Origin of the sequence: Achromobacter sp. 413638 (assembly GCF_043119405.1) — a bacterium.
In the GTDB taxonomy this organism is placed as follows: domain Bacteria; phylum Pseudomonadota; class Gammaproteobacteria; order Burkholderiales; family Burkholderiaceae_B; genus Achromobacter.
Genome location: NZ_JBICCO010000042.1, coordinates 1 through 23,872 on the forward strand (window position 1 = coordinate 1; position 23,872 = coordinate 23,872).

General features: G+C 67.9%; 20 protein-coding genes. 3 read left to right on the forward strand and 17 right to left on the reverse strand.

The features are described from left to right. The 4 genes from ACEU5R_RS17665 to ACEU5R_RS17680 all read right to left on the reverse strand — a co-directional run. Window positions 1–1,402, reverse strand: a 1,402-nt coding sequence (locus tag ACEU5R_RS17665) for a 3-hydroxyacyl-CoA dehydrogenase NAD-binding domain-containing protein (protein WP_392411057.1), incomplete at its 3' end; no start/stop codon positions are given. 40 nt (window positions 1,403–1,442) lie between these two features. After that, the gene (locus ACEU5R_RS17670) at window positions 1,443–2,735 is read right to left on the reverse strand and encodes an acetyl-CoA C-acetyltransferase (protein ID WP_392411058.1); all 1,293 of its coding nucleotides are present in this window, start codon (window positions 2,733–2,735) and stop codon (window positions 1,443–1,445) included. Window positions 2,736–2,752: 17 nt separating this feature from the next. Continuing rightward, the gene (locus ACEU5R_RS17675; RefSeq protein WP_103275466.1) at window positions 2,753–5,098 is read right to left on the reverse strand and encodes an acyl-CoA dehydrogenase; all 2,346 of its coding nucleotides are present in this window, start codon (window positions 5,096–5,098) and stop codon (window positions 2,753–2,755) included. A gap of 58 nt (window positions 5,099–5,156) precedes the next feature. Further along, on the reverse strand, window positions 5,157–5,828 hold the full coding sequence (locus ACEU5R_RS17680; RefSeq protein ID WP_103275465.1) for a TetR/AcrR family transcriptional regulator: 672 nt from the start codon (window positions 5,826–5,828) through the stop codon (window positions 5,157–5,159). 382 nt (window positions 5,829–6,210) lie between these two features. On the opposite strand from ACEU5R_RS17680, the gene ACEU5R_RS17685 reads away from it, so the two are divergent. The 3 genes from ACEU5R_RS17685 (at window position 6,211) to ACEU5R_RS17695 (ending at window position 10,114) form a co-directional block, all read left to right on the forward strand. Then, complete coding sequence (locus ACEU5R_RS17685) at window positions 6,211–7,800, forward strand: hypothetical protein (RefSeq protein ID WP_392411059.1); 1,590 nt, start codon at window positions 6,211–6,213, stop codon at window positions 7,798–7,800. 554 nt (window positions 7,801–8,354) lie between these two features. Next, the gene (locus ACEU5R_RS17690) at window positions 8,355–9,104 is read left to right on the forward strand and encodes a response regulator transcription factor (protein WP_103275463.1); all 750 of its coding nucleotides are present in this window, start codon (window positions 8,355–8,357) and stop codon (window positions 9,102–9,104) included. Window positions 9,105–9,451: 347 nt separating this feature from the next. Then, complete coding sequence (locus ACEU5R_RS17695) at window positions 9,452–10,114, forward strand: response regulator transcription factor (RefSeq protein WP_103275462.1); 663 nt, start codon at window positions 9,452–9,454, stop codon at window positions 10,112–10,114. Window positions 10,115–10,128: 14 nt separating this feature from the next. On the opposite strand, the gene ACEU5R_RS17700 is transcribed toward ACEU5R_RS17695, so the two are convergent. The 13 genes from ACEU5R_RS17700 to ACEU5R_RS17760 are packed head-to-tail and all read right to left on the reverse strand — an operon-like array spanning window position 10,129 to window position 23,725. Then, the gene (locus ACEU5R_RS17700; protein WP_392411060.1) at window positions 10,129–11,385 is read right to left on the reverse strand and encodes a glycosyltransferase WbuB; all 1,257 of its coding nucleotides are present in this window, start codon (window positions 11,383–11,385) and stop codon (window positions 10,129–10,131) included. After that, window positions 11,382–12,041, reverse strand: a complete 660-nt coding sequence (locus ACEU5R_RS17705; RefSeq protein WP_103275460.1) for a putative colanic acid biosynthesis acetyltransferase — start codon at window positions 12,039–12,041, stop codon at window positions 11,382–11,384. Before ACEU5R_RS17705 ends, ACEU5R_RS17700 begins: the two co-directional genes overlap by 4 nt. After that, a complete protein-coding gene (locus ACEU5R_RS17710; protein WP_103276587.1) occupies window positions 12,038–12,925 on the reverse strand; it encodes a glycosyltransferase family 2 protein in 888 nt (295 codons plus the stop codon). Before ACEU5R_RS17710 ends, ACEU5R_RS17705 begins: the two co-directional genes overlap by 4 nt. A 13-nt stretch (window positions 12,926–12,938) precedes the next feature. Next, a complete protein-coding gene (locus ACEU5R_RS17715; protein ID WP_103275459.1) occupies window positions 12,939–14,081 on the reverse strand; it encodes a glycosyltransferase in 1,143 nt (380 codons plus the stop codon). Further along, a complete protein-coding gene (locus ACEU5R_RS17720) occupies window positions 14,074–15,363 on the reverse strand; it encodes an O-antigen ligase family protein (RefSeq protein WP_392411061.1) in 1,290 nt (429 codons plus the stop codon). The genes ACEU5R_RS17715 and ACEU5R_RS17720 overlap by 8 nt, the downstream gene beginning before the upstream one ends. A 39-nt stretch (window positions 15,364–15,402) precedes the next feature. Further along, entirely contained in the window at window positions 15,403–16,305 is a 903-nt protein-coding gene (locus ACEU5R_RS17725; protein WP_103275457.1) for a glycosyltransferase family 2 protein, read from the reverse strand. A 23-nt stretch (window positions 16,306–16,328) separates the two neighbouring features. Continuing rightward, a complete protein-coding gene (locus ACEU5R_RS17730; RefSeq protein WP_392411062.1) occupies window positions 16,329–17,645 on the reverse strand; it encodes a lipopolysaccharide biosynthesis protein in 1,317 nt (438 codons plus the stop codon). A 36-nt stretch (window positions 17,646–17,681) separates the two neighbouring features. Then, entirely contained in the window at window positions 17,682–18,635 is a 954-nt protein-coding gene (locus tag ACEU5R_RS17735) for a GDP-L-fucose synthase (protein ID WP_103275455.1), read from the reverse strand. Between the two features lie 6 nt (window positions 18,636–18,641). After that, complete coding sequence (gmd, locus tag ACEU5R_RS17740; protein WP_103275454.1) at window positions 18,642–19,751, reverse strand: GDP-mannose 4,6-dehydratase; 1,110 nt, start codon at window positions 19,749–19,751, stop codon at window positions 18,642–18,644. A 10-nt stretch (window positions 19,752–19,761) separates the two neighbouring features. Then, on the reverse strand, window positions 19,762–20,169 hold the full coding sequence (locus tag ACEU5R_RS17745) for a VanZ family protein (RefSeq protein WP_199770897.1): 408 nt from the start codon (window positions 20,167–20,169) through the stop codon (window positions 19,762–19,764). Further along, window positions 20,156–21,586 (reverse strand): mannose-1-phosphate guanylyltransferase/mannose-6-phosphate isomerase, encoded by a 1,431-nt coding sequence (locus tag ACEU5R_RS17750; protein WP_392411063.1) that lies wholly within the window; start codon window positions 21,584–21,586, stop codon window positions 20,156–20,158. The genes ACEU5R_RS17745 and ACEU5R_RS17750 overlap by 14 nt, the downstream gene beginning before the upstream one ends. Next, entirely contained in the window at window positions 21,583–22,326 is a 744-nt protein-coding gene (locus tag ACEU5R_RS17755) for a GDP-mannose mannosyl hydrolase (protein WP_392411064.1), read from the reverse strand. The genes ACEU5R_RS17750 and ACEU5R_RS17755 overlap by 4 nt, the downstream gene beginning before the upstream one ends. Next, window positions 22,316–23,725 (reverse strand): undecaprenyl-phosphate glucose phosphotransferase, encoded by a 1,410-nt coding sequence (locus ACEU5R_RS17760; RefSeq protein ID WP_392411065.1) that lies wholly within the window; start codon window positions 23,723–23,725, stop codon window positions 22,316–22,318. Before ACEU5R_RS17760 ends, ACEU5R_RS17755 begins: the two co-directional genes overlap by 11 nt. Window positions 23,726–23,872: the final 147 nt, after the last annotated feature.

Below are 23,872 nucleotides of genomic sequence, written 5' to 3' on the forward strand. Positions count from 1 at the left end.
CCCCCCCCCCCCCCCCCCCCCCCCCCTCGGCCGCCGTGCCGTCGGCGTGCACCACTTCCACCAGCGGCATCTTGGCCACGGGATTGAAGAAGTGGATGCCCACCAGACGCTCGGGCCGCGCCAGTCCCGCGCGCAGCGTTTCCAGAGACAGGCTGGACGTATTGGTGGCCAGCACCGCGTCGGGCTTCATGCGCGGTTCCAGCGCGCGATACAGCGCGAGCTTGGCCTCGGGCTGTTCGCTGATGGCCTCGATCACGATGTCGGCCAGCGTCGCGCCTGTGCCGGCGGGATCTGGGATCAGGCGGTCCATGGCAGCGCGGGCCGCGCGCGGGTCCTTCAGACGGCGCGCGTACAGCGTCGCGGCGCGCTTGATGGCGGGCGCGATGCGGGCCATGTCCTGGTCCTGCAGCGTGACGGTCAGTCCCTTGTAGGCGCACCAGGCGGCGATGTCGCCGCCCATGACGCCGGCGCCGACCACATGGATGCGCCGCACCGGGGCTGCCCCGGGCTGCCGGCCGTTGGCCTTGAGCCGCTCCTGCAGGCGGAACACGCGCAGCAGATTGCGGGCGGTGTCGGACGCGATGATGCCGTCGATCAGCGAGGGCGCGCGCTGGGCGTCGCCGTCGTGCTGTTCCCACAGCGTCACGATGGCCGGCGCGGCGGGATAGTGGCCCAGGGGATCCTTGGCCGCGATCTGCTTGCGCGCGCGGTTGGCGACGATGGCCTTGAGCGGCCAGCGGTTGGTCCAGGCGGCCAGGCCGCGCGCCTGGCGTGTCGGCTTGCCGGACAGCACCGTGGCGCGCGCGGCGGCTTCCAGCAGGCGCGGCGGCACGCGCGCGTCGGCCAGGCCCAGCGCGGCGGCGCGGCGCGCGTCGGCGCCCCGGCCGGTGAGCATCATGTCCAGCGCGGCCGGCGCGCCGATCAGGCGCGGCAGCCGCAGCATGCCGCCCCAGCCGGGGAAGATGCCCAGCATGACCTCGGGCAGCGCCAGCGATACGCCGGGCTGGTCCGCCACGAGGCGATAGCGGCAGGCCAGCGCCAGCTCCAGGCCGCCGCCCAGGCAGTGGCCCTGGATCAGGGCCAGCGTGGGATAGCGCACGGCGGCCAGCCGGTTGAACAGGTTCCAGCCGCGCGCCACCAGTGCACGGCCCTGCTCGGGCGTGTCCAGGCTGGCGAATTCGTTGACATCGGCGCCCACGATGAAGCCGGTCGGCTTGCCCGAGCGGATCACCAGGCCCTTGGGCGGGTCCTTGTCCAGCGCGTCCAGCACCAGGGCGAGTTCCGCCATGGTGTCGGCCGACAGGGCGTTGACCGCGCTGGCGGCGCGGTCGAAGGTCAACCAGGCCAGGCCGTCGGGGTCGCGCGCCAGGCGCCAGTGCGAGAGGGTGTCCAGTGCGCTCATCGGGCGGTCTCCGTGGTACGCGTCGAGGCGGCGTTGCGGCTCATGCGCGCTCCTCCAGGGTTTCGACCAGCATGGCGCCGCCTTGGCCGCCGCCAATGCAGATGGCGGCCATGCCGCGCCGCGCGCCGCGGCGCTTGAGCGCGTCCAGCAGGTGCAGCACGATGCGGGCGCCGGACGCGCCGACGGGATGGCCGATGGCGATGGCGCCGCCGTCGATGTTCAGGCGATCGGTGTCGAGCTGGCCCCAGGCCGGCGTGCCGAAGTGCTCCTGGCAATAGGCCTCGTCGCGCCATGCGGCCAGGCAGCCTAGCACCTGGGCGGCGAAGGCCTCGTTGATCTCCCACAAGTCCAGGTCATTCAGGCCCAGGCCGTGGCGTTGCAGGATGGGCGTGGCGGCGTGCACCGGACCCAGGCCCATCTGCGCCGGATCCAGGCCGGCCCACTGGCTGTCGACGATGCGGCCCAGCGGACGCAGGTTCCAGCGCTGCACGGCCTCTTCCGATGCCAGCACCAGCATGGCCGCGCCGTCGGTGACCTGCGAGCTGTTGCCGGCGGTGATGTTGCCCCAGGGCTTGTCGAACACGGGCTTGAGCTTGGCCAGCTTTTCCGGGGTGGAGTCGGCGCGCACGCCGTCGTCCTCGGGATAGAGCGTGCCCTTGGCGTCGATGATCGGCACGATCTCGGCCAGGGCGCCGGCGGCGCGCGCCGCCAGCGCGCGCTGGTGGCTGCCGGCCGAGTAGGCGTCCATGGCGGCTCGGTCGATGCCGAAGCGGGTGGCGACGTTTTCGGCCGTCTGGCCCATCGACAGTCCGACCACGGGATCGGTCAGGCCCTTGAGCAGGCCGATAACGGGCGCCAGGTTGCGCAGCTTGAAGCGGCGCAGCGCGGACAGCTTGGCGCCCAGGCCGCGCGCGGCATACCAGCCGGACAGCCAGCGCACCATGTCGTCCGAGAACAGCAGCGGCGCGCGCGACAGCGCGTCCACGCCGCCGGCCACCACCAGTTGCGAACGGCCCGACTGGATGTTGGCGATGGCCGAGTCCAGCGCCTGCATGCCCGAGGCGCAGTTGCGCATCACGGTCCAGCCCGGCACGCGGTTGCCGCAGCCCAGGCGTAGCGCGATCACGCGGCCGATGTTGACTTCGTCGGGCGAGGGCGCGGCGCAGCCAATGATGACCTCGTCCACGTCGGTGGGCGAGAAGGGCTGGCGCAGCAGCAGCGCGCGCCCGGCCTGCACGGCCAGGTCGCCCGCCGAAAACGGGCCGGGGCCCGTGCGCGCCTTCAGGAAAGGCGTGCGGGACCCGTCCACCACATATACCGGTTTGAATGCCATCCGTGCGTCCTTGGTGCTCATGCGGCCCGGCGCTCGGCGGCGGGACGGATCGCGCCCGCGCCAAGATCGAAGGGGAAATCGTCCACCTTGACCACGGTGTCGCGCAAGGTGTTTCTGCGCTTGACCACGGCGTATTCCTCGTCGGTCAGGCCGCCGGCCGCATAGGCGGCGTCGGCGATGTCGCGCACGTTGGCCTGCGGATTGCCGTCCAGCGCGCCGCGCTTTTCCAGCTCGCGGATCTTGGCCTCGATGGGTTCGGCCTCCAGCGTGGCGGCCAGCGCCAGTTCGATGGCGCCTACCGGCTCGTCGGCGGTGGCGGGCAGGTGGCAGCCGGCGGTCAGGCGATCACGGGCGGCGCCCGGGTTGATCAGCAGCTTGGCGACCTGCTGGCCCAGTTCGTCCGAGGGCAGCGATTGCGGATGGCCCCAGGGGAAGACGATGCGGCGCAGGCCCCAGGCGACGAAGCGGTTCGGGTAGTTTTCCAGCACGCCGTCGAAGGCTTCCTGCAGGCGGAACAGCGCGTCCTGGATCGACCAGTGCGCCAGCGGCGCATCGGCGGCCTGGCGGCCTTCGTCCTGGTAGCGCTTGAGCGTGGCGCTGATCAGGTACATCTGCGACAGGATGTCGCCCAGGCGCGCGGACAGGCGCTCGCGGCGCTTCAGGCTGCCGCCCAGCACCAGCATGGAGGTGTCTGCCAGCAGCGCGAAGGCAGCGCTGTAGCGGCTGAGCTGCTGGTAGTAACGCTTCATCTCGGGCGCGACGTCGGCGTTCACGCCGACCAGGCGGGCGCCGGTCAGCGCGGTGCCCAGCGCGCGCAGCTTGTTCTTCACGACGAAGCCCACGTGGCCCCAGAAGGCGCGGTCGAAGTCATGCAGACCTTGCTGGCGGTCGGACGATTGCGCGGCCTGCATCTCGGCCAGCACGTAGGGATGGCAGCGGATCGCGCCCTGGCCGAAGATGATCAGGCTGCGGGTCAGGATGTTGGCGCCTTCCACGGTGATGCCGATGGGAATCTGCTGGTAGGCGCGGCCCAGGAAGTTGGACGGTCCCAGGCAGATGCCCTTGCCGCCGATCACGTCCATGCCGTCGTTGACGACCTGGCGCGCGCGCTCGGTGACGTGGTATTTGACGATGGCGGAGACGACCGAGGGCTTTTCACCCAGGTCCACCGCGCCGGCGGTCATGCTGCGCGCGGCGTCCATCATGTAGGTGTGGCCGCCGATGCGCGCCAGCGCTTCCTCGACGCCCTCGAACTTGCCCACCGGGGTGCGGAACTGGCTGCGCACGCGGGCATAGGCGCCCACGGCGCGGGCGGTCAGCTTGGACATGCCGGTGTTGGAGGACGGCAGCGAGATCGAGCGGCCGGCCGCCAGGCATTCCATCAGCATGCGCCAGCCCTGGCCGGCCATGGCGGGGCCGCCGATGATGAAGTCCAGCGGCATGAACACGTCCTGGCCGCGCGTCGGGCCGTTCATGAACATGGCGTTCAGCGGGAAGTGGCGGCGGCCCGTGTCCACGCCGGGGTGGTCGTGCGGCACCAGCGCGCAGGTGATGCCCAGGTCCTTCTCGTCGCCCAGCAGTCCGTCCGGGTCATACAGGCGGAACGCCAGGCCGAGCAGGGTGCAGACCGGGGCCAGCGTGATGTAGCGCTTGTCCCAGGTGACGCGCATGCCGACCACTTCGCGGCCCTGCCATTCGCCCTTGCAGACGATGCCGCTGTCGGGAATGGCGGCGGCGTCCGAGCCGGCCCAGGGGCTGGTCAGCGCGAAGGCCGGCACTTCCTCGCCGCGCGCCAGGCGCGGCAGATAGTGGTTCTTCTGCGCGTCGGTGCCGTAGTGCAGCAGCAGCTCGGCCGGGCCCAGAGAGTTCGGCACCATGACCGACACGGCCAGCGCCGACGAGCGGGTCGACAGCTTGGTCACGATCTCTGAATGCGCATAGGCGGAAAAGCCCAGGCCGCCGTAGGACTTGGGAATGATCATGCCCAGGAAGCCCTGGTTCTTCAGGTAGTTCCAGACATCGGCGGGCAGGTCGAAGCGTTCCTGCGTGACTTCCCAGTCGTTGACCATGCGGCAGGCTTCCTCGGCCTGGTTGTCCAGGAAGCGCTGCTCATCGTCGGACAGGCGCGGGCGCGGATAGGCGTGCAGGCGGCTCCAGTCGGGACGGCCGCGAAACAGCTCGCCTTCCCACCATACGGTGCCGGCCTCGAGCGCGTCGCGCTCGGTGTCCGACATCTGCGGCAGCACCTTGCGGTACATGTTGAAGATCGGGGCCGACAGCACGGCTCGTCGCAAGGGACGCAGTCCCAGCAGGACCACGGCCAGAAGCGCCAAGACGAGCAGCGCAAGAAGGATCGGGTGCATATTCTTGTCTCCTATCGCAATGTTCGGCCCATTGCCGGGGGCCTGACCTTTGCAGGCTCTAACAGGATGGCCGCTGCGGCAGCGGCGCGCGCAGGCCCCCGAGCAGGAAGCTCATCAGGCGCGGCAGCAGCAGTTCGGGGTTGTTGGGTTGTTCGGCTTCGTCGATGACCCAGCCGGTGACCGAGCGCAGCAGGTCCGTGCCGATGATGGCGTAGGACGTCGCGCCCAGCATGAATTGAAAGCGCCACATGATTTCGGCGCGCGGCACGTCCGGCAGCGCCGCGAACAGCGCGTTGCGGTAGCGGTCCAGCACGTCCGCGTATTCCTCCGCGAACAGCGCGCGGATGAAGTCCGTGGGGTCGGTCATGGTGCGTTCGAGCAGCGGCAGGAAAGTGCTGCCCGCCTGCTCCGGGTCGGCGGCCAGGCGCAGCAGCGTGCCGAAGAAGGCGTCAACGATTTGCGAGGGCTTGAGCGGCTTGCCCTCGGCTTGGGCTTCGAGCTCGTCCAGCAGGCGCATGCGCTCGCTGTTGAGCACGGCCAGGCGGCGCTTGAGCACCGCCTGCACCAGCGACTCCTTCGAGCCGAAGTGGTAATTCACGGACGCGAGATTCACGCCGGCCGCGCCAGTGATCTGGCGCATCGACGTGCCGTCATGACCCTGCTGGGCGAACAACGCCTCGGCAGTGTCCAGGATGGATTCCCGGGTTGAAGAGGATCTGAGTTCTTGCATGAGGTTGAATTCAAACGTTCGTTTAAATTGAGTATGCGACAGATTTCCGGCAAGAGCGAGTCCCTGCAATCCCGAATAGGGTTTACCCCAGGGGCATGAGACAAGGCAGAGGGATGCCGGCCGCCGCGCCCCGCGCGCCGCGCGCTGCTACGTCCGGATGGATGAACTCCTCCGGCGAATTTGGCCGAGGCAAGGGCGCTCGGCGGGCGCGCCATGCGCCATTTGGCTTCGTGCGCCAGCCCTAGGCTGAAAGCTCGCTGGAAGATGCCTGCGAAACGTTTCAGTATCCGTATGAAGGCTGTGTAGCCATGCCCTTATGGTTGCGCCGCCAGCCCGCCGGCTGGCGGCGGCTGGCCCTTGCCCCGACACAGGAGCTGGAGAAATGAAGACCTACAGAGTGGGACTGCTGGTCGACGGATACGAGCAGCCCGGCTGGATGCATGAGCTGGTCGAATGGCTGGCGCACAGCCAGGACTTCCAGATCGCCGCCCTGCTGGTGGCCGGCCGCGCGGGCACGGAAACGAAGGCGCATTTCGGCGCGAGGGTTTTTTTCGGCGCGCTGTCCCGTTTCGAGTCCCGGCTGCTGGGAAGCAAGCCGCGCGCGCAGCTGGCTTGCCGCGACCTGCGCGAGCACCTGCCCGGTCCCGATACTGAGATCGTCGAGATGACGGCGGGTGGCGGCGCGGAGCGGTTGGCGCCGCCGGGGCTGGACCTGGTGATCGTGCTGGGCGCGCCGCCGGTGCGGCGTGAGCGTATCGCGGGCTGGGCGCGCCAGGGCGCCTGGCAGTTGAGCTATTCCGACGTTGCGGTTGCCAGCGGCAGCTATGCGGGATTCTGGGAGGTGTATCAGCGGGCGGATCACACCACGGTCAAGCTGTGGCGCCTGGGCGCGAGCGAGGACGAGGACGAGCTGCTGGACCAGCGCAGCTTCAACACCGAGATCTTCTGGCTGAAGAATCGGGCGCGCGCATTCTGCCTGGGCAACTTCATGGTCCGCGACGCGCTGCAGGCGCTGGCGCGCGCGCGCCGCACGCCGCCGGCTGGCATGCAGATCATGAGCGGCGAGCGGCGCCGGGATCCGGTGGCCTGGGACGGCGCGGCGTATGTCGCCCGCCAGGCCTGGTTAATGGCTGATTTTATTGTGCGTCGCATCATGAAACGTAACGTGCGCTGGCGGATAGGCATGTTTCCGTCGGGCCGGCAGCAGGCGGTGATATCCGAAGCGATGGTGTTGCAGCCACCCAAGGGCAGGTTTTTCGCTGATCCCTTTGTATATACCCACGATAAACAGCCCTATATATTTTTCGAGGATTACGACTTCTCCTCGCGCAAAGGGACAATCTCGGTCGCGACGTACTCCGACGGGGCTTTCCGCCTTCTGGGGACGGCGCTGAACCTGCCGTACCATTTATCGTTCCCGTATATATTTGAATATGAAGGTGTCACCTACATGGTGCCGGAGACCTGCGGTAATCGCAGCATAGAATTATGGAAATGCACGGATTTTCCATTGAAGTGGGAGCTTCAATATAATCTGATGAGTAATGTTTCCGCTGTCGATACGATAATATTCAAGCACGGGGAATACTGGTGGCTATTGACCAATATCGACAGGACGGACGGGCAGAGCCATTGCGACGAGCTGTTCGCGTTCTTCGCGGATTCGCCGCTCTCCACCGACTGGACGCCGCATGCCTGCAACCCCATCGTGCGCAACCCGATGCGGGCGCGCAACGCTGGAATCGTTGTCTCGCCTGGCGGAGACGTCATCCGCTGCGCGCAGTACCAGGGCTTCTGCCACTACGGCAAGGGCGTGTCGCTCAACCGGATCGAGCAGTTGTCGCCGCACTCCTACGTCGAGGATGACGGAGAAATACACTACGCCAATTTTCTGGGACGGCGTCATGCTTCGATGCACCATTGGCATCATCAGGGCGGTCACACGGTATTCGACTTCGCCTATATGGAGTAAATGACCGTGCGTCCGAAAAAATAAAAGTGTTACCTATATTTCGATTAATCGGCCCATATCCTGGGGTGATGTGTCCGGCGCAACATATCGATAATTCTTGCCACGCCGGCGTCCCATCGGGCCAGGCACCAGGATGGTGCCAGCCTCATCCCCCGAAGCTTGCCAACAGCCGAATTCCGGGCTGTCATTCGGCTTTCTCCGCCCGTGGGAAGGCCTTTTCCTCTCTATGAAACTCCGTGTAAACCCTAGCGTCGAAATGGATGAGAACGTGTTTTCATCCTTATTTACGAGGGCGATTAAGGCTAACGATTGATTTCTGTTTTTGTCGGATTATATCGCCCTGAAACGTCTTGATTTTGCAAATCCCGAACCATAAGATGGACTCATGCCATCCGCCGTAATGGTGGCTACCAAAGTCTCCCAGCCAAAATACCCGGATACGATGTATTCACATATCCAGGGCTACCGCGGACCCGCTTCGCGGGGCTGGAAAAATAAGTCTTCAGTACAGCGAAGATCCCTTCTAGGCCTGTCTAGTAAACCGGGAGGACATCATGGCCAAGATGGTCCTGATTGAAGCTCATCCGCTGCTGCGGCTGGGTTTGTGGCAGATTCTGAGCAAGTTGGATGACGTGTGGGAGATCGAGGGGATGGGCCTGGCGGACGTGTCCAAGGCCGATGGCGTCCATGCCGGCGCTGATCTCCTGATCTACGGACTTCCGGTGGATACGGATGAGGCCTGGAGCGCGTTGCATGAGATCCAGCGCGTGCTCACCCCCAAGCGCATCCTGCTATTGACCGATGTGATGCCCTTGCCGATGCCCGTCCAGGGTCTGCCGGGCGCCAGCGTCTACGGCTGTCTGATGAAGACCGCATCGGTCGAGATCCTGGAGGCGGCGATCCGGCTGGTGATGGCGGGAGGACAGTGCTTCCCCAGCGAACAGGCCTTGCAGGCGCCCGCCCAGACGATCTGCGCGTTGCCGGCGCATGACGCTGATGACGCCGCGGCCAAGGGCGCCATGCCCATCAGCGCGGGCGCGCAATTGCTGCAGATCACGCCGCGCCAGTACGAGGTGCTGGTGTTGCTGGCCAGGGGCTATCCGATCAAGACGGTCAGCCGCATGCTCAACATTTCGGTCGCCACCGCCAAGACGCATGCCTGCACGCTCTATCAGCGCCTGCATGTGAAGAACAAGGGCGAGGCCGTGTACGCGGCGTTGCAGCGCGGCGCCACGCTGGAATGGCACGAGCCCAACGGCAGGGAAGTCGACGCAGGACAACTATACGGCCGCAAAGCAGGCTGATACCGCGCGCGCGCCAGCTGCCGACCCGGCAGGCAGCCTGGCCCGACGCGATGCCGCCCCGCCTTCCCTCCTAGTGCTTTCATCGCAGTTCCGCCTGCATTGCGCAGCGCCTCAGTCCTCCCCCAATCATCCTCCTGAACGAGATTCAACGGCGATAGCCGCTGATAGCATGGTTCGTGTCCGCAAGTGCGGGCCGGGACGGCGAACCACAGCACGCCGCCCGGGCCGCAGCAGCGGACAGGATTCCCGTGAACCGCGCCGTCGCGCGGCCGCGCGCGCATCGCGATCCGTCTCGCGTGCGACATGGGAACCGCATTTGGGCCCTGTGTCGCAAGGTTCCATTCGGGATGACAACCGTTCTAATCGAAGACTATGCGTTGCTTCGCGTCGCCATCCAGCATGTGCTGGAGCGCGTGCGCAAAACGGACGACATCCTGGCGATCTCGCCGGCCCAGATGCTCAACCTGCCCAATTCGCTCAACCGTCCGGTGGAAATGCTGGTGGTCGGTTGCGGCGGCATCGCCGAGAACGATATCGCGCTGTTGACACAGGCCATCGCCTTCTTCGGGCCCAGGCTGGCGATGGTGCTGTATTCCGTGCTGGATCAGGCGGTGATGGCGGCTTGCGCCCGCGCGGGCGTGGCCGGCTATCTGCCCAAGGCATCCAGCCCGGACGCCCTGGCGGCCGCGGTCAGCCTGGTCCAGGCGGGAGGCGAATGCTATCCGCAGCCGGCTGGCCGGCCGCTGCCGCGCACCGCCGCGCCGGCGCTGGAGCTGCGCGAGCTGACGCAGCGGCAGGCGGAGATCCTGCAGCTGCTGGTGCAGGGCAAGACCATGCGCGAGATCGGCGAGCAGGTGGGCATATCGGTGGCCACCGTGAAGAGCCATGCGCGCACGTTGTACTGGAAGCTCAATGCGCGCAACCAGGCCGAGGCCGCCTATGTCGCCGTGCAGCTGGGGCTGGTCAGCGGCGTGGGCCTGCCGCCGACGCCGCGCGAACCTTCGGAGTGATCGGACGGACGCTGTCAGGCGTCGCGGGCGCGCGAGGCTTGTGTCCTGCCCGGAACGGCAAGGGCCGCCAGTTCGCGCTCGGCCGCGCCCAGCACCGCGTCCACGTGCAGATGAGCCAGGGCATGGCGCCGCGCGGCCTGGCCCAGCGCGGCCCTGGCCGCGCCGTCTTGCGCCAGGCTGAGCACGGCCTCGGCCATGGCCGCCGCGTCTTCAGGGGGAGTCAACAGACCGCAGCGCGTGATCACGCCCGCCAGTTCCGTGCCCGGCGCGGCGCCGCAGACCACAGGACGGCCGCTGGCCAGCATGCCGGTCAGCTTGGACGGCATGACGAGGTCGGCCGCGCCCGCGCGCTGCGGCAGCAGATGGATGTCCGCCATGCACAGCAGCTCGCCCAGGCGTTCGGCGGGCTGCAGGTCCAGGAAGCGTGCGCGCGCCAGTCCGGCGCAGCGCGCCTGCAGCGCGGCCCGTTCCGGTCCCTGGCCGCAGAAAACGAACCACAGCCGCGTTTCGCCTTCCAGGCGGCGGGCCACGTCGGCCAGGACCTGCAGGCCCTGCTTGCCGCCCATGTTGCCGGAATACAGCGCCACGATCGCGTCGGCGGGGATGCCGAGTTGCGCGCGGCACGCGCCGCCGTCCAGGTCCGGCGTGATCGCCTGCGCGTCGATCCAGTTCGGCAGCAGCACGGCGCGGGCGGGCTCCACGCCCTTGTCCCTGGCCAGCGCCAGCATGCGTTCGGAAATGGTGGAAACGCGGTCGAAGCGGCGCATCAGCCAGCGCTCGGCGCGGGCGACGGCGCGGCGCAGCCAGGCGCCCTTGAGCAGGCCCAGCTCGAACGCGGCGTCCACCTCATAGTCCTGCACGTGCAGCCAGGCGCGAGCGCCGCACAGCCTGGCGGCCAGCCATGCCGCGGGCGCGCAGAACAGCGCCGGCTCGACCACCAGGATGACGTCGGGCCGCCCGGCGGCGGCGCGCAGCAGGCTGGGAAGGCTGGACAGGGCGAAGCTGGCCAGGTGCAGCAGGCGCTTGACGCCGCCGGGCCGCGCCGGCACCCACAACGGGGCGCGGCGCACCGAGACGCCGGCGCGCTCCTCGCGCGCATAGCGTCCGGCGCGATAGCCGTCATGCACCCGCCATTGCGGATAGTAGGGCGGCGCCGTGACCACGCTGACGCTGTGTCCGCGGGCGGCCAGCCATTCGGCCATCTCCGCGCTGTACTTGCCGATGCCGGTCAGTTCGGGGGCGTAGTTGATGCCGTAGATCAGGATCTTCATGCGCGCTCCCGTCCGCGCGCACGCACGGGTCTGCACGGCGTGCCGTGGCAGATCATGGCGGGCGGCAGATCGCGAAAGACGGAGCTGCGCGCGCCCACCACGGCTTCGCGGCCCACGGTCACGCCGGGGGCGACGAACACGTCGGTGGCGACCCAGGCGCCGTCCTCGATGCGCACCGCGCGCTCGCGCAGCGGGAAGTCGGGTTGGTCCGGGTCATGGTCGGCGGCGCAAAGGTAGCTGCGCTGCGACACCACGGCGTGCGCGCCGATGTGCACCGGCCCCAGGCTGTAGATCACGGCATCGTCGCCGATCCAGGCATGCTCGCCGATGTCGACTTTCCAGGGATAGGTCACGGTGGCGCTGGGCCGGATCAGCGCCTTGGCGCCGACGCGCGCGCCGAACAGCCGCAGCAGCCAGCGCCGGAACCCATAGGCGAACTGCGGCGACCAGCGGAACAGGGAACCCTGGACCAGCCACCAGAGCTGCACCGTCAGCGCGGAGCGGCCGCGCTGGCCGGGCGCCAGTGTGAACAGGTCCAGCCGCTGCAGCGCGCCAGGCGGGTCTCCGACGCGTGGCCAGACATGCGCCGCATCCGTCGCATCCGCGACATCCGCCTCGCGCGCCGGGCCCGCGTGGAACCGACGGGCGGGGATCATTTCGCCGCTCCCGCCACCACCTTGTCGTCGCCATCCTCGGCGCAGGCCTGTCGGGCCTTGCGGATTTCCTCGGTCTTGATGCGGATCTGCCAGTAGTACATGGCGCGCGCGACCGCATAGTCGAAGCCGGCCTTGCCGTCCAGGAAGCCCAGGCGGAACACATAGGAATGCAGGAAGGAGATCGGAGCCTTGAACGGCAGCGCGTGGAACAGCCGCTTGAGCAGCGCGCGGCCGCCTAGGTTGGCTTCGCGCGGGTCGTTCATCAGGCCCTTGACGCGCAGGCTTGCCTCCCAGTCCGAGTAGCGGTTGTGCTTGTCGAAATAGTGGAACAGCGAGTCATGGTCATTGTGGACCATGGGCTCGCGCAACGCGAAGGTCTGGCCCTGTACCTGGGGCTGGTAGTGGCCCTCGACTTCCCACATGTGGGCCACGTCCAGGTCGTCGTAGTCCAGGAAGCGCGAGCGGTCGCGGGCCAGCAGCGCCAGCTTGTAGACGCGGTGGCCGTGTCGCAGCTTGCGGCCGCAGAACACGTAGTCGAAGGGCACGAAGGCGCCGCCGGCGCCGGCCTCGAAGCGCGGCAGGCTGGCGCGGATTTCGCGGGCCAGCGCCGGCGTCATCTCTTCGTCGGCGTCGACGTACAGGACGACCGGGTGCGAGAAAGGCAGCTGCTCCAGGCACCATTGTTTTTTCTTCGGATACTTGCCGTTCCACTGGAAGTCCACCACTTTCGCGCCCAGCGAGGCGGCCAGCGCGCACGTCGCGTCGGTGCTGCGCGAGTCGATGACGAAGACTTCGTCGAACTCTGCCAGCGCCTTCAGGCACTTGGCGATGTTGCGCTCTTCGTTCTTGGTCATGACCACAACGGATACCGGTATTTTCTGCATGATGCGATCCAGGTCAGGGCGCGCCACGGCGCATCAAGGGCTGGAATAGCGCAATGACGTCGCGGCAGTGCCGGTCTAGGGAGAATGCGTCGGCGCGGACCGGCCCTTCGGCGGCCAGCCGTTCGCGCGTCGCCGTGTCGTAGGCCAGGCGCCGGACCGCCGCCGCCAGCGCGGGCGCGTCGCCGACCGGGACCAGCAGGCCGTAGCGGCCGGCGTCCAGGATCTCGGCCGGGCCGTGCGGGCAGTCGGTGGAAATCACCGGCACGCCCAGGCACAGGGCCTCCACCAGCACGTTGCCGAAGCTCTCGCGCACGGAGGTCAGGGCGAAGGCGCCGGCCCGGGCGATGGTGGGGAAGGGGTTGTCGATATGACCCGCCAGGCGCACCGTGGTGCGGGACGGCCGCGCATCGATGCGGCGCTGCAGGGCCGCGTGCTCCGAGCCTTCTCCCACGATGGTGAAGGCGATGCGCGGATCATCCAGCAGCGCGGCCGCGTCGATCAGGGTGGCGTAGTCCTTGACCGCCTCCAGCCTGCCGACCGCGACGACCTGGTACGGTTCGTCCCTGGCGGCCGGAGCCGTCGCGGGGGCCGGCGGCGAGACGCTTTGCTCGCGCACGTCGTCCAGCGGCACGCCGTTGTAGATGGTATGAACCTTGCCGCGCAGCGGCGGGAACATGCTGACCAGATCTTCCTTCACGCCCTCCGAGACGCCGACCACGGCGTCATGGCGGCGGTAGGTCTGGCTGACCAGCCAGTATTTCAGGCGGCGCATGCGCGAGGCGCCGTAGTGGATGGCCGGGCTGCTGTGTTCGAACGCCACGATGGCGAAACGGCCGCGCAGGATCTTGCGGGCGGCCACGGCCAGCATATTGCACAGCAGCCCGTGCGAGCACACGATGGCAGGCTTGTCGCGACGGATCTGCGCCAGCAGTCGGGCGAAAGCCAGCGGCAGCGCCAGTCGCAGCGCCGTCGGCGATTCGATCACCGGCAGCGCCTTGACCACCTTCGGATTGTCGATGGGGTATTCGCGGTTGCGGGCGCGCAGCAGGAACAGCGAGGCATCGACCCCGTGGGCGGGCAGGCCGTCGGCGATGAAGGCCACGCATCTTCCGACGCCGCCGTGCAGGTCCGGCGCGACAAACATGACATCAGGCATGGGGCAGCACTCGCGTCAGGGTCCGGCGCGGCGCATCCGGACGGTTGCCGGGATCGGCGGGATCCCGCGCAGGCACGGGCATGGCGCGCGCGTTGCGCAGCAGGGACAGGCAGTAGCACAGCAGGAACCCGGTGAAGGCGGTCTTGGGCGCATAGGCCAGGCCGCCCGACATGGAGTCGATGAAGATGTAGATGGGCGCGGTGGCCAGCAGGTAGCGCCGGTGCAGTTCCAGGCCGGGATGGGTGTAGCGCCGGAACAGCGTCAGCAGCAGGATCAGCAGGGGCGGCAGCATGATCATGATGGTGCCGACCAGGCCGAACTTCATCAGGTAGAAGGCCCAGGAGTTGTGCGCGAAGGTGCTCAGCTCGAAGCCGTTCTCGCCCATGACCCAGCTGCGGAATCCCGCGCCCTTGCCGAACACCGGGCTTTGCGCGAAGAAGTCCATCTGGCCTTGCATTTCCTGCACGCGCGCGCCGTAGCTGGAGTCCTCGTCCAGCCGCTCGACGCTGAAGATGCGGTTGGTCAGCACGTCCAGGTAGCCGATGCTGGCGAACACCAGCACGCCGGCGACGGCGGCGGGCGCGAAGATCAGCACGACGCGGCGGCGCACCTCGGAGCCGGACGCCAGCATCATGGCCAGCAGCACGGACACGGCCAGCTGCAGGTACTGGCTGCGGTTTAGCGAGAACACCAGCGCCAGCAGCATGTAGAGCGTCAGCGCATAGGCCTTGGGGCCCGAGATCCTGAGCGTGCGCCGGAAGTAGAGCAGCGACACCACGCCCAGCGGAATCGCCCAGACGCCCAGGCGGACATTGCGCACCGGGTTGGCGATGCTGAAGCCCTGCAATTGTTGCAGCAGCATCAGCGTGGCCACCGTCAGGCAGGCTGCGATGATGTACTTCTGCAGCACGGCATAGGCATGCGGCGTGTCGATGTCCTTGTAGCAAAGAAAGGGCGTGGTCAGGAAATAGAACACGATGCGCAGGTCGCGCGCCACGTCGCCGGTCTCGATGCCGGGATGGTCGATGGACACCAGCAGCAGATAGGCCACCGACAGCGCCTGGATGCCCAGCAGCAGGCCCAGCGCGCCGCGCGGCAGCGCGTAGGCCGCCGGATCCGCCAGCCGCATCGCCTTGACGACGAGGATGGCGACGAAGATGACGTCGAAGGGCGACAGCTTGAAGCTGCCCACGCCGAGGATGAAGCTGTCGTCGTTCAAGGCCAGCGCCGTGAAGGCAAAAAGGCCCAGCAGATGCAGGGTGGACAGATGGCGGCTGTGCATGACGGCGGCTCCGTGGCGCTGGGGGGATGGCGGACGCGCCTAGTGCGCGGTCCAGTCGTCCCGGCCCAGCAGCCGGGTGGCGAGCTTTTCGAACAGGTAGGACAGGTCGCCCTGGCGGGCATGGGCCGCCACCTTCGAGGCGCGGCAGGACAGTTGGAACAGCTTGCCCAGGCCGGGCTCGCTGTTGCGGATGCGGTCGACGATCTGCTTGCGTTCTTCCAGCAGCACGTCTTGCATCAGCGCGGTCTTGGTCTCGTCGTGCGCGGTGTAGACGCCCATGGCCTCGGGAACGATGACGTTCTTGCCCTCGCGCAGCAGGCGGCTCCACAGTTCCAGGTCCATGCAATAGCGCATGCTCTCCTGAAGCAGTCCGTGCTTTTTCAGCAGGTCGCGCCGGAAGATGGCGGACTGGTTCGGAATGGACGCCTTCACCACGGTCAGCGTGCCCCGGTTGACCGGGGTGTAGTGGATCTTGCGGAAGATGCGGTTGTTGGCGTCGGCCACGAACAGGTTGCCGCTGACGATCGGCGCCCGGCCGCGCGCCGCCGCCGCGCCCAGCTTGCGCAGCGCGCCCGGGAAGTACAGGTCGTCCGAGTTCTGCCAGCCCACGTATTCGCCGGTGGCGCGCTCGAAGCCCTTGTTGATGGCATGCGACTGGCCCCGGTCCGGCTGGCTTTCCCAATGGGTCAGATAGCGTTCGTACTTGCGGATGATGTCCACGCTGCCGTCGGTGGAGCCACCGTCGATGATGATGTATTCCAGCCTCGGATACCCCTGATTCAGCACGGACAGGATGGTTCGCTCCAGGAAGCGGGCCTGGTTGTACGACGGGGTCACGATGCTCAGCTTGGGCAGCAGGCCGCCGGCGATGGGGGCGGGCGGACGCAGCTCGCGGACGAAGTCGACCAGCTCGCGGGTGTATTCATTGTGGCGCTTGCTCATGGGGGGCCTCTTCCTGGTTCGGCTTAGCGGGTGGCGGCGGGCATGGCGCCCTGGAATTCCGGACGGGACTGGCGGATCGCCAAGGCGACGCCGGCCAGGGTGATGACGGCATACGCCATGCGGCCCCAGGCCGCGGCCTGTTCGCCTGCGCTGGCGGCGAGCGCGGCCATGATGGCGAGCATGGCCAGTCCTCCGAGTCCGTTCAAAATGGCGATGGCGCGCGAATTGCCCATGCCCAGCAGCGAAAAGTGCGCGGCCGCGTTCAAGGACAACAGGCCCGATGCGACGATCAGCAGCCGGAATGTGTGCAGATGGCCGGCCGCGATGGCGGGTCCCAGCATCAGGTCCAGCAGCGGCCGGCTGGCGGCCAGCACGGCCAGCGTGGCGCCGGCAGACAGCGCCAGGTTCCACAGCATCTGCCGGCGGACCTCGCGTTCGGCGGCGCCGGGAAAGGGCGGCGCCGCCAGCAGCCGGCTGACGCGCGGCATGGCTTTTTGGAACACCGCCACCGAGGCGGTATGAATCATCTGGCCGACCTGTACGCCGACGGTGTAGATGGCCAGCGCGGCCGGGCCCATCAGGCCGCCGACCAGCACCCGGTCCACCGAGCCGAAGGCCAGCGCGCTCAGGCTGTTGAGCCAGGACCAGCGCGAGAATCTGAAGGCCGCCATCATGGCGGGACGGTCGATCACCGGGCGCAGCAGCGCATGACCGTAGGCGCGCGAGAACACGAACATCTTGACGGTGCCGGCCAGCAGCAGGCCGAGCGCCTGCGCCAGCGCGGTCCAGGTCGGCGAGGCCGTCACCAGCGCCGCGGCGCAGGCCAGCCCCATGGTGCCGGCGCGGCTGAAAGCCTCGCACAGCGCCGTGGCGCGGAAGTCCTCGCGTCCTTTCAGGCAGCCCGATAGCAGCTGGTCGTATTGCTGGGTCAGGTAGACGGCCAGCGCCGGCATGGCCAGCAGCGTGACCGCCACGCCGCCGAAGGTGGCGCCGGGCCAGCCCAGGCCCACCACCAGCCACAGCAGCAGGGCGATGGCCGAGACCACGGCCAGCGCGCAGCTTATCAACGCCATGCCCACGCCCGCGGCGCGGTAGGCGCCGCCCGGCTCGTGCGCGCGTTCGGACACCAGCTTGGTGGCCGTGACGGCCGCGCCCAGGTTGGCGGCGTTGCCGAATCCGGCCAGCGCGATGATCATGGAATATTGCCCGAAGCCGACCGTGCCCAGCTGCCGGAACAGCAGGGGCAGGGCGACCAGCGCGGCGGCCGGTCCCGCGCCGTACTCCACCAGCCCCCAGAAGGAGGCATTGCCGGCGACGTGTCTGCTGAGGAAAGCGCGCATCGGTAAGCCTGTCTGTCGTCCTCGCGGGCGCGACCCTCAGGCCACGGGCACCGCCTGTTGCGGATGCTCCCGCAGGAAATGGCCGTAGGCCAGCTCGATGCCGTGCGCGAGCGAGATCTCCGGACGCCAGCCCAATGCCCGGATGCGTCCGGAGTCCATCAGCTTGCGCGGCGTGCCGTCGGGCTTGGACCTGTCATAGTCGATCGCGCCGCGAAAGCCGACCACCCGCGCGACCAGCGTGGCCAGTTCCGCGATCGCGATGTCCTGGCCGGCGCCGATGTTGTAGATGCCCGTGGCATCCGGGTGCTCCATCAGCATGACGCAGGCGCGCGCCAGGTCGTCGACGTAAAGGAACTCGCGCAGCGGCGCGCCGGTGCCCCAGATCGTCACGCTGGCCTGTCCGGCCTCGCGGCCTTCGTGGAACTTGCGGATCAGCGCCGGCAGCACATGGCTGCTGTGCAGGTCGTAGTTGTCGCGCGGGCCATACAGGTTGGTCGGCATAGCGCAGATAAAGCGCGCGCCGTGTTGCCGCTGGTAGGCCTCGCACAGCTTCAGGCCGGCGATCTTGGCGATGGCGTAGGGCTCATTGGTCGATTCCAGCGGGCCCGTCAGCAGCGCGTCCTCGCGCAGCGGCTGCGGCGCCTCGCGCGGATAGATGCACGAGGAACCCAGGAACAGCAGCTTGCGCACGCCGGCCGCGTAGGCGGCGCGGATGACGTTGCTCTGGATCATCAGGTTCCGGTACAGGAAATCCACCGGGTGGTTCTGGTTGGCCAGGATGCCGCCGACCTTGGCGGCCGCCAGGTACACCACGTCCACCGGCGTGGTGGAAAAGAAGCGGTGGACCTGGTTCTGGTTCTCCAGGTCCAGCTCCTGCCGGCCGCGCGTGATCACGTTGCGATAGCCGCGCCGGTCCAGTTCGCGGGCCAGCGCCGCGCCCACCATGCCGCGATGGCCTGCGACAAACACCCGCTGATCCAGGTTCGTCATGGCGGCTTACTCCTTGTAGGCGTAGATTTCATAGCCGTTCTGCTCGACCAGCGCGTCGCGCCGGGCTTCCTTCAGGTCGCTCTCGACCATTTCCTTGACCAGCTGCGCGAAACTGGTGCGCGGCGACCAGCCCAGCTTCTCGCGGGCCTTGGTGGGGTCGCCCAGCAGCGTCTCGACCTCGGTCGGACGGAAATAGCGCGGGTCCACTCGCACGATCACCTGACCCGGCTTGATGTCGTGGATGGGGCTGAACAGCACGGTGGCGGTTTCCTCCACGCCTTCGCCTTCCCAGGCCAGCAGCAGGCCCAGCTCGCGCGCGGCGGTATTGATGAATTCACGCACGCTGTACTGCCGGCCGGTGGCGATGACGTAGTCCTCGGGCTTGTCCTGTTGCAGCATCAGCCACTGCATTTCCACGTAGTCGCGCGCATGGCCCCAATCGCGCAGGGCGGACAGGTTGCCCAGGTACAGGCATTCCTGCAGGCCCAGCACGATGCGCGCCAGGCCGCGCGTGATCTTGCGCGTGACGAAGGTCTCGCCGCGCTTGGGCGATTCGTGGTTGAAGAGGATGCCGTTGCAGGCGTACATGCCGTAGGCTTCGCGGTAGTTCACGCTGATCCAGTAGGCGTAGAGCTTGGCGGCGGCGTAGGGGCTGCGGGGATAGAACGGCGTGGTCTCGCGTTGCGGCGTTTCCTGCACCAGGCCGTACAGCTCGGAGGTCGAGGCCTGGTAGAAGCGCGACTTGTCTTCCAGCTTCAGGATGCGGATCGCTTCCAGCAGGCGCAGCGTGCCCAGGCCGTCGGCGTTGGCGGTGTATTCCGGTTCCTCGAACGACACGCCGACGTGGCTCTGCGCCGCGAGGTTGTAGATCTCGTCGGGCTGCACCGATTGCACGATGCGGATCAGGCTGCACGAATCGGTCATGTCGCCATGGTGCAGCACGAAGTTGCGGGGCTGGTCGTGCGGATCCTGGTACAGATGGTCGATGCGCGCGGTGTTGAACAGCGATGCCCGCCGCTTGATGCCGTGCACCTCGTAGCCCTTGGCGAGCAGGAACTCCGCCAGATAGGCGCCGTCTTGGCCTGTGACGCCGGTAATCAGTGCCCGTTTTGGCATGGTTGTATCCTTAAGACTTAGTGACTGCACGAAAGGAGCCGATGGCTGCGGAACCAATGTGCAATGAGATTACTGTCGCACCCGCCGCCGAGATATCGGCCAAAAGGTCTAAGAGATCCGCCTGTCTGTACGGGAAGAACGACTGGATGCCTTCATCCAGCGCGCCCAGCGCCGTGGCGGACAGGAATGCCAACAGGGCGGGCCGCCGGTTGAACGAGGCGTAGGCCAGGCAGGTCAGCGTGGCGTAGGCGGCCAGGTGCAGGCGCTTGTCGCCGTAGGCGTCGGACATCTGCGCGGCCAGGCCGGGCAGGTTGCCGATCGTCACCAGCGCCAGGAAGAACAGCGCCGCCGCCGGCACGCAGACGCGCGCCAGCCCCGGACGCCAGAAGGGCGCCTGAACGGAATCAGGCGCGGCCATACATGTCCTGGAATCTGACGATGTCGTCCTCGCCCAGATAGGCGCCGGACTGCACCTCGATGATTTCCAGCGGGATCTTGCCCGGGTTCTCCAGGCTGTGGATCTCGCCCAGCGGGATGTAGGTGGACTGGTTCTCCGTCAGCAGGTATTGCTTGTCGCCGTTGTAGATGCGGGCCGTGCCGGACACCACGATCCAGTGCTCGGCGCGGTGATGGTGCATCTGCGACGAGAGCCGGGCGCCGGGCTTGACCGTGATCCGCTTGACCTGGTAGCGCGGACCCTGGCCCACCGAGTCGTAGGAGCCCCAGGGCCGCTGCACCTCGCGGTGATGGTTCAGCTCGGATCGGTGCTGGACCTTGAAGGCTTCCACCAGCCGCTTGACGTCCTGCGAGCGCGACTTGTGGGCCACCAGCACCGCGTCCGCGGTTTCGATCACCACGATGTCGTCCAGCCCCACCGAGGCCACCAGCCGGCTGGTGGAATGGATCAGGCAGTTGCGCGAATCCTCCACCATCACGTCGCCGGTGGTCGAGTTGCCCTCCACCGATTTGGGGGCGATGCCCCAGACCGCGTCCCAGGCGCCCACGTCGCTCCAGGGCGCGGCCAGCGGGATGACCACGGCGCTGTCGGTGCGTTCCATGATGGCGTAGTCCATCGAATCGCTGGGGCAGGCCTCGAAGGCGGGGCCGTCAAGCTGGAACAGCGCATCGTCGCCATGCCCGGCGGCGATCGCGGCGCGCACCTGCTGCAACATGCGCGGCGCGAGCCGGTCCATCTCGGCCAGGAAGACCGAGGCCTGGAACGCGAACATGCCGCTATTCCAGTAGTAGTTGCCTTCCTCGATGAAGCGCTGCGCGACCTCCGGCGAGGGCTTTTCGACGAAGCGGCGCACGCGCCGGGCGGGCGCCATGGCGGCGGGCGCATCGGCCTGGATGTAACCATAGCCGCTGAGCGGCGCGGTCGGGGTGATGCCGAACGTCACCAGCGCGCCCTGGCGCGCCGCCAGATAGGCCTGCGCATAGGCCGCGGCCAGCACCTCGCCGTCCTCCAGCACATGGTCCGACGGCATGATGAGCATCACCGGGTCCTCGCCGCCGCGCATGGCGCGCAGCGTGGCGGCGGCGATGGCCGGCGCGGTGTTGCGGGCGTGCGGCTCCAGGATCAGCTCGGCATCCTTGATGCCCAGCTCCTGCGCCTGTTCGGCCGCGATGTAGCGGTGCGCTTCGTTGCACACCAGCGTGGGGCGCGTCTGGGCGCCGGCCGAGTCCAGCCGCAGCAGGGTGTTCTGCAGCAGGCTGCGGTCATCGGTCAAACGGATGAACTGCTTGGGCAGCAGCTCGCGCGACAGCGGCCACAGCCGCGAGCCTGATCCGCCGCAGAGGATGACGGCGCGGTAGGGGGGAGGGGGATTGGTCATGGCGCGTACTCCTTGAAGTAGGCCCGGGTGTAGGGATGCACGTCAGGGTCGGCGACGATGGCGGCGGGCGACAGCCAGCGGTAGCCGCGATGCTGCGCGTGCGGCAGGCTGGCCGGATCCAGCGCCCGCTCGGCCTCGTAGGCCAGCACGATGTAATGGGTGGAGCGGTTGATTTCGCCGGCGAAGTTGGTGGAGTAGAAATGCTCGTGGACGCCGCAAGGCGTCCAGGCGGCGGCCATTGCGTGCAGGCCCAGTTCCTCGCGGGCGATGCGGTCCAGCGCCAGCGCCAGCGGCTCGTTCTTGCGGATGCGCCCGCCGGGCACGAACCAGGCGCCCTGGGCCGGCGGATTGCTGCGCAGCCCCGTCAGGTAGCGCCCCTGGCCGTCGTGCAGCAGCAGATCGATGGACACCAGCGGCAGCATCTCCACCGCCCGCCGGAAATCCGCCGGCGACAGCAGGCCGCCAGCCGGTTCCGCCGCGCCCGAAGCCGCCGTCCCGTGCACACCGGATTCACCGCATGCAGCCGCCGCCTCCAGCCCGGAAGCGCCACCACCAGTGGCGGCGGCCTTCAGCCCGGGCGCACCACCACCACCAGCGGCGGCCTCCAGCACAGCCCCCCCGCACGCCACCGCTGCCACGCAATCGGGATGCCGCGGATCCGGCTCCGCCGGTCCGCAGGCATGCCCCCCTGGGGGGGAAGCGCGCAGCGCTTCGGGGGGGGGCTCATCCCTAATAGACATTGCGGCCCGTCCATCCGGAGATCGCCGTGCGGGCGATGATCCGCAGGTCCATGCGGAAGGTCCAATGCTGGATGTAGTACAGGTCGTGCTCGACGCGGTCGCTCATCTTGCGCAGCGTGTCGGTCTGGCCCCGGAATCCGTTGACCTGCGCCCAGCCGGTGATGCCGGGCTTGACGCGGTGGCGCATCATGTAGCGCTGCACCAGGTCCTTGTACATCTCGTTGTGCTCCAGCGCGTGCGGCCGGGGGCCGACCACGGACATGTCGCCCAGCAGTACGTTGATGAATTGCGGCAGCTCATCCAGGCTGGTGCGCCGCAGGAAGGCGCCGATGCGGGTCACACGCGCATCGCACCGGGTGGCCTGCGTGACCACGCCGTGCTCCTGGTGCACCGTCATGGTGCGGAACTTGTAGACGCGGAACACCTTGCCGTCCACGCCCAGGCGGGGCTGGGTGAACAGCACCGGACCGCGCGAGGACAGTTTCACCAGCGCGGCCACGGTCAGCATGACCGGCGACAGGCCGATCAGCGCGCATAGCGCGAACACCCGGTCGAACGCTTCCTTGGCCAGGCCGCGCACGCCGGCGGCCGGCAGGGTGTTGAGCTGGATGGCGGGCAGGCCCAGGAAGTCGCCGATCCGATGGCCCAGCAACTGGATCGACAGCACGTCCGGGATCCAGCGCACGTCCACCAGGTCATTGCGCAGGTGATAGAGCACTTCGCGCAATTCCTGCCCGGCCTCCATCGGCAGCACGATCCAGATCTCGCGCACGCCATGCTCCAGGACGAAGGCGTGCAGTTGGTCCAGGCTGTGCAGGCGTCGCACCTGCGACGGCAGGTTCTCGTGCGGCTCGGCATAGATGCCGGCGACTTCGTAACCGGCCTCGCTATGGCGCCGCACCCGGCGCCACAGGTCGTGCCCCAGCGCGCCGAAGCCGACGATCAGCACGCGCTTTCTGTTCAGGCCGCGATCGCGCGCCGCGCCCAGGACGGCGTAGGCGCCGACGCGCGCGCCGACCAGCGCGACGGCGGCCAGCGCGAACCAGGCGCCGGCCCACATGCGCGACAGCGCCGCCGCCTGGTGCATCAGGAAACTGATCAGGATGCCCAGCGCGAACACGGTCGCCCAGGCGGCGACGCAGCGCGCCGCCAGATCGGCCAGGCGCCGGCCGCGCCAGGACTGGTAGAGGCGAAACGCGGGGAAGACGGCGATCACGCCCAGCCCGCACAGGTAGATGAGGAACAGATGGATGGGCGGCGGATCGCCGGTCATGTCCTCGGCGAACTTCAGCTCGGTGGCCGCGAGTCCGCAGGCGATCACGATCCCCGCGTCCAGCAGGCGATAAAGCAAGCTGGCGCCATTGAATCTTGCCGACGCGTCCGATTGGGGCGTGTCCATCGCGCACTCCTCTGTTCTTGGCTGGATGCCAGAAGGAACCGGGAACAGGCCGCTGCGTTGCCGCAAAGCCTGGGGCCACTGGAAAAATCTTATTGACTGGAGGGCGCACTCGAAACCTCCAAACGATGTAGGAGAAGGCTTAGGGCA

Coding starts and splice junctions, on each gene's coding strand:
- ACEU5R_RS17670 (WP_392411058.1), bottom strand. CDS start 2,735: ATGGCATTCAAACCGGTATATGTGGTGGACGGGTCCCGCACGCCTTTC.
- ACEU5R_RS17675 (WP_103275466.1), bottom strand. CDS start 5,098: ATGCACCCGATCCTTCTTGCGCTGCTCGTCTTGGCGCTTCTGGCCGTG.
- ACEU5R_RS17680 (WP_103275465.1), bottom strand. CDS start 5,828: ATGCAAGAACTCAGATCCTCTTCAACCCGGGAATCCATCCTGGACACT.
- ACEU5R_RS17685 (WP_392411059.1), top strand. CDS start 6,211: ATGAAGACCTACAGAGTGGGACTGCTGGTCGACGGATACGAGCAGCCC.
- ACEU5R_RS17690 (WP_103275463.1), top strand. CDS start 8,355: ATGGCCAAGATGGTCCTGATTGAAGCTCATCCGCTGCTGCGGCTGGGT.
- ACEU5R_RS17695 (WP_103275462.1), top strand. CDS start 9,452: ATGACAACCGTTCTAATCGAAGACTATGCGTTGCTTCGCGTCGCCATC.
- ACEU5R_RS17700 (WP_392411060.1), bottom strand. CDS start 11,385: ATGAAGATCCTGATCTACGGCATCAACTACGCCCCCGAACTGACCGGC.
- ACEU5R_RS17705 (WP_103275460.1), bottom strand. CDS start 12,041: ATGATCCCCGCCCGTCGGTTCCACGCGGGCCCGGCGCGCGAGGCGGAT.
- ACEU5R_RS17710 (WP_103276587.1), bottom strand. CDS start 12,925: ATGCAGAAAATACCGGTATCCGTTGTGGTCATGACCAAGAACGAAGAG.
- ACEU5R_RS17715 (WP_103275459.1), bottom strand. CDS start 14,081: ATGCCTGATGTCATGTTTGTCGCGCCGGACCTGCACGGCGGCGTCGGA.
- ACEU5R_RS17720 (WP_392411061.1), bottom strand. CDS start 15,363: ATGCACAGCCGCCATCTGTCCACCCTGCATCTGCTGGGCCTTTTTGCC.
- ACEU5R_RS17725 (WP_103275457.1), bottom strand. CDS start 16,305: ATGAGCAAGCGCCACAATGAATACACCCGCGAGCTGGTCGACTTCGTC.
- ACEU5R_RS17730 (WP_392411062.1), bottom strand. CDS start 17,645: ATGCGCGCTTTCCTCAGCAGACACGTCGCCGGCAATGCCTCCTTCTGG.
- ACEU5R_RS17735 (WP_103275455.1), bottom strand. CDS start 18,635: ATGACGAACCTGGATCAGCGGGTGTTTGTCGCAGGCCATCGCGGCATG.
- gmd (WP_103275454.1), bottom strand. CDS start 19,751: ATGCCAAAACGGGCACTGATTACCGGCGTCACAGGCCAAGACGGCGCC.
- ACEU5R_RS17745 (WP_199770897.1), bottom strand. CDS start 20,169: ATGGCCGCGCCTGATTCCGTTCAGGCGCCCTTCTGGCGTCCGGGGCTG.
- ACEU5R_RS17750 (WP_392411063.1), bottom strand. CDS start 21,586: ATGACCAATCCCCCTCCCCCCTACCGCGCCGTCATCCTCTGCGGCGGA.
- ACEU5R_RS17755 (WP_392411064.1), bottom strand. CDS start 22,326: ATGTCTATTAGGGATGAGCCCCCCCCCGAAGCGCTGCGCGCTTCCCCC.
- ACEU5R_RS17760 (WP_392411065.1), bottom strand. CDS start 23,725: ATGGACACGCCCCAATCGGACGCGTCGGCAAGATTCAATGGCGCCAGC.